At 33.0% G+C, this 4,726-nt stretch carries 4 protein-coding genes; all 4 read right to left on the bottom strand.

The annotated features are described in order from the left end of the window. Positions 1-1,472, bottom strand: a 1,472-nt coding sequence (locus T367_RS0118175; RefSeq protein WP_035845697.1) for a hypothetical protein, incomplete at its 3' end; no start/stop codon positions are given. A 7-nt stretch (positions 1,473-1,479) separates the two neighbouring features. Next, on the bottom strand, positions 1,480-2,895 hold the full coding sequence (locus T367_RS0118170; protein WP_035845694.1) for a GspE/PulE family protein: 1,416 nt from the start codon (positions 2,893-2,895) through the stop codon (positions 1,480-1,482). 487 nt (positions 2,896-3,382) lie between these two features. Beyond that, entirely contained in the window at positions 3,383-3,823 is a 441-nt protein-coding gene (locus T367_RS0118160; RefSeq protein ID WP_051568663.1) for a type IV pilin protein, read from the bottom strand. Further along, the coding region (locus T367_RS0118155; RefSeq protein ID WP_027421118.1) for a type II secretion system F family protein at positions 3,820-4,726 on the bottom strand (907 nt) is incomplete at its 5' end. The genes T367_RS0118160 and T367_RS0118155, both read right to left, overlap by 4 nt.

Here is a 4,726-nt window from a genome sequence, read left to right as displayed (position 1 = left end):
ACAGAAAACGTCGCTTCGTGTCCATTTAGTGTTGATATTTTGGGAGTTGAAGTAATATCAATCACACTGTTACTTTCTAAAAAACGTAGTGATGCGTAAAAATTAGGTGTTACCGAACCAATATTAATGATACCAAATCCATTAAATGCATTGATCAATGTGTTTATACTTTTTGCTCCAAGCGTCATATCTATCCCAGGAAATACCTGACCTTGAGTGGCTATTGGTCCATCAGAAATACCTGCCTTCATTTCCTTTGTGACACCGCTTGTTTTCTCAGAAAAAACTATAATTATATCAATTTGAACCATGGGTACCACCTGATCTACTGAATGAATAAATGCTTTTAACTCATTAATTTTAAGATAAGATCCTGATACGATTAATCCGTTTAATTCAATAAATTCCTTTATTTCTATTCCTTTTAAAAAGTCTGAAGGGATCAAATCTACCACTGTTTCAATCGTCCTATTTTCCAACCGAATTAATTCTGTTGCTCTAAGTCCTTCCGTATTTCTATTACCTATCAAATAATAACCTTCTGTTTTTTTAAAAGTATAATCTGAACCGTTTAACAAATGAGATAATAATTCCTCAAAATTTACATTCTCCACTTTCAAAGTTGCATTTCCTTCCGGTTCATCATACATAAAATAGAACTCGGATAATGCATCTGATGCAGATTCAATTATGGACTTTATGGATATGTTTTTCGCATTTACGTTGACTTGATTATTATTATTTGGATCGAGTTCCAAAACAAGACCGCTATCATCATTTTGACCTGACTTACTAGATCTGGCATTGCTTGTTTTTGATGAATTCGTTTCTTTTTCGGCAACATCGATATAATAAAAACCATTTTTATCTAATGATGCTGTTAATCCGTTTGAAACTGCCATCATTTCTACCACCTGGTCAAATGGTCGATTTTGCACGTAAATAGACACCCTTTTGTCTTTAATGCTTGGAGAAAGGATTACATTCTTATTTGCTACTCTAGTAATTGCCTCTGCAACATGTTTTAAGGAATCATTTTTAAGATCTAAGGAAAGAAATTCATTTTCATTTTTGTATTCAACATTTACCGGTTTTTGAACGTATGGCTCAGGTGCAATTATTTTAGGTTTCTTTTTATGAAAAGAGAGGATAGTACCTGAAACCTCAATTTCTAAATCATATTGTTTGATCAAAAAAACATAAACATCGGCCACCACTGCGTTATAAAAATTGTTGGCAATTGGCTGTGTTAAGTCATCGTCAACACTTACATTTAAATTATGTTCAATTGCTACTGCCGAAATAAAATCACCCAGTCCGACACCACTCACACTGATCTGAACGCTTTCTTTATAACCAGCCTCAATTTCAGCAAGTGAACGTAAACGTTGTTCCATCTCAATAAAACTTGGTTGTTGGCCAAATCCAAAGCTTGAAAGCAATAATAATACTATTACAAAATAATTTTTCATTCGCTTGTTATCCATTGGTTATAAGTGCATATACTTCTTCTAGTGAAGTGTCTCCACTGCGCAGTAATCTCAGCGCTTTTTGACCTAAACTTTCTATTTTTCTCTGCTTTAAAATTTCATCTATTTGTAATTCGCCCAACTTAATCTTTTCACCTAATATTTTGTCAATATGAATTACTTCATAAATTGCTTTTCGACCATTATATCCAGTATAGTGACAGGTCTCACATCCGACAGCTATAAAATGTTCTGGTAATTCTGTCACTGATATATTCTTTGGTAACTCTAATTCATTTGATTTTTGAATCACTTTACATTCATTGCATAAAATCCTGATCAATCGTTGCGCAACTGAGGTGTTAATTGTTCCAGCGAGTAAAAAAGGAGGTACCCCCATATCTATCAACCTTGAAATTGTTCCCCAAGCTGAATTGGTATGAATTGTTGACAAAACTAAATGACCTGTCAATGCAGCTCTAATAGCCATTTGTGCAGTTTCTCCATCTCGTATTTCTCCCAACATAATAATGTCTGGATCTTGTCTTAAAAACGATCTGAGCGCACTTGCAAACGTAAGTCCAATGCTTTCTTTAAGTTGGACTTGATTGATGCCTTCCAGAGTATATTCAATTGGGTCTTCAACTGTCATTATATTCCGTTTTTCATCATTCAATATCTTCAGTGTTGCATAAAGTGTGGTTGTTTTACCTGATCCAGTTGGACCACTTATCAATATGATTCCATTTGGCCTCTTTACCCCTTCTAAATAATCTCTTTTCTCTTCTGTTTCGAACCCTAACTTATCCAAATCAACTCCAGTAGAGTCTTTTGACAGAATCCTTAACACAATTTTTTCACCATGCAAAGTCGGCAATATCGAGACACGAATATCAAAATCAGAAAAACTTAACCTTCCATCTTGAGGCAGCCGTTTTTCCGTAATATCCAAATTGGATTTAATTTTAATCTTATTGATTAGTTCTGGATAATCTTCGCTTTCAAGTTTATACTTCTCAACCAAATGACCATCTATTCGTATTCTTATTCTCGCTTTACCTTCATAAATTTCAATATGAACATCACTGCTTCCCAATTCACGCGCCTCGTAGATTACATGCAATAAAAAATCATCCTTTCCACCTTCAAATTCCGATGCATTATTCGATTTTTGCTGACCCGACTTTCGGTAAATTGTTCCTAATGATTTTCTAAAAATTTCATTGCTCACAAATTCAAATTCGACTCGCTTACCTATAATTATTTCCAAGTCATCTTTAATATTATCAACAATTGTAGTCTCACTAGTGTATAAAGTGAGTGTTTTAGCTGTAACACTGGCCGGTATGACTCCATAACTCCATGCCAATTCCGCATTGATGAGTTGTTGCAATTCAGTTGATATTTCTCCAATGGATTGAATCATAATAACCTTGTTGTAAATAAATTTTCATTAGTTAACCACCCTATCAATAGCCACAGATTAAGATAAATACCCAAATAACCTGCCAAAGGAATTTTTGGGTTTGGCTTATATTTAAAGACAATTAAATGGATTAAACCAGAGAGAAACATCCCAGTAATAAAAAATAAAATGAAATTCTGATTGACAAATAATGGCGATATTACGATTAAAAATAAGGCATCGCCTAGACCAAAATAAGCTTTGAATATATTCACCAAATGGTGCTCTTTAATTGTTAAATATAAAGTTAGTGATAGCAGCACAAGAATAATAAAAACCAAATTCAACAAGAAGTTTAACCATAGATTTATAGATATAAATTGTAGCCATAGGGTTACCACTAATAGTACTGGAAATATTGGCCAAGATACACCACGATATTTCCAGTCTTCATAAAAGGTAAAACTACAGACTAGAAGTAAAATAATATTTAATACGATGCTCATATCTAATCTTTAATCGTTTCAACTAATTCTTTATCCTGATTAATTGTCCAGACATTAAAAATTCCATCGGCATCAAAATCAGTTACGGATTCGGCTTGCGCAACAAAAGTTCCGTTAGTAGCTTCAATAATTTGTATCCGGTAATTTGATTGCCCACCTTCAGTCACTAACCTTGTCTGCTCAAAATTTATCTCTGTTAAATTTGTTGTGTATTTTGAATACATAAAAAAATAATTTTTTTCTAAAGCATAAACTTGGTTTAAATTTGCTTTTGCCTCAATTGATTTTGCTTGAGCGACCACTCCTGCTTGACTTGGCATGACAAGCATATATAGAATAGCTATAATCCCAAGTACAAATACCAACTCAGCCAATGAAAATGCATCTAGTCGATACGGCTTATTTTCATAAATTGAATGTGGAAATAATTTCTTCTTTATCATTGTGTCATTATATTACTCAAGTTAAACATTGGCATGTACATAGCAACTAAAATCACTCCAACTATGCCACCTATAATTAATAGAATTAATGGTTCCATAATCTTTCCTATAATCGTTGTTTGGTATTTTAATTCTGTACTGTATTGATTTGATAATTTACCCATCATTGTCTCTAATTGATTCACTTGCTCCCCAACTTTAATCAAGGATAACATTCGCTTAGGAAAAATTTCGAAATTTGACATTCCTTCGTACATTGTCTTTCCTTTTTTTATATCAATTTGGATTTGGTTAATCGCCAATTGAATTGGGTAAAATTTAACCAATTTATGCGTCAATTCTAAGGATTTAATTAATGGAGTTTTAGCTGACAATAAGAGGTGCAATGACTGTGTCATTCTCCCTAAATATATAATCTTAACAATATTTCCTACAGTAGGAACCTTTAGAATTAACATACTCGTGTATTTCCGAAACCAAATTTGCTCTCTTTGTGATCTACACAGAAAAAAAAGACCTCCACCAACACTAATAAAAATTATGAAAAATTTGGGGAAGTTTTCGGATAAATAGATCACTTTTAAAGTGAGTGATGGTAGTTCACTTCCAAATTGTTTAAAAACATCAGCAAACATAGGAACAACGCTAGTCATCATAAAGTAGACCAAACCAATTGTAATAACTAAAACAAATAGTGGATAAGACATCACCGAAGTAATCTGTTTTTTCATCGCACTTTGATCTGCGTAATAAATAATTAATTCGTCGAGCACTTCTACTAATCGATTTGACTCCTCGCCTACTTGTATACAATAAAATTCATATTCTGAAAACTTATTGCTTGCAGCTAAACCTTGTGATAGGGATTTACCTTTGATAACCGTTTCGTAAATTACATTAAGG

The sequence above is a fragment of the Crocinitomix catalasitica ATCC 23190 genome (genome assembly GCF_000621625.1).
Taxonomy (GTDB): domain Bacteria; phylum Bacteroidota; class Bacteroidia; order Flavobacteriales_D; family Crocinitomicaceae; genus Crocinitomix; species Crocinitomix catalasitica.
This window is presented reverse-complemented; position numbering and strand designations above follow the sequence as displayed.

What these genes read in the sequence shown, in the direction of transcription:
- T367_RS0118170 (WP_035845694.1), bottom strand. Translation starts at nt 2,895, where the DNA reads ATGATTCAATCCATTGGAGAAATATCAACTGAATTGCAACAACTCATC.
- T367_RS0118160 (WP_051568663.1), bottom strand. Translation starts at nt 3,823, where the DNA reads ATGATAAAGAAGAAATTATTTCCACATTCAATTTATGAAAATAAGCCG.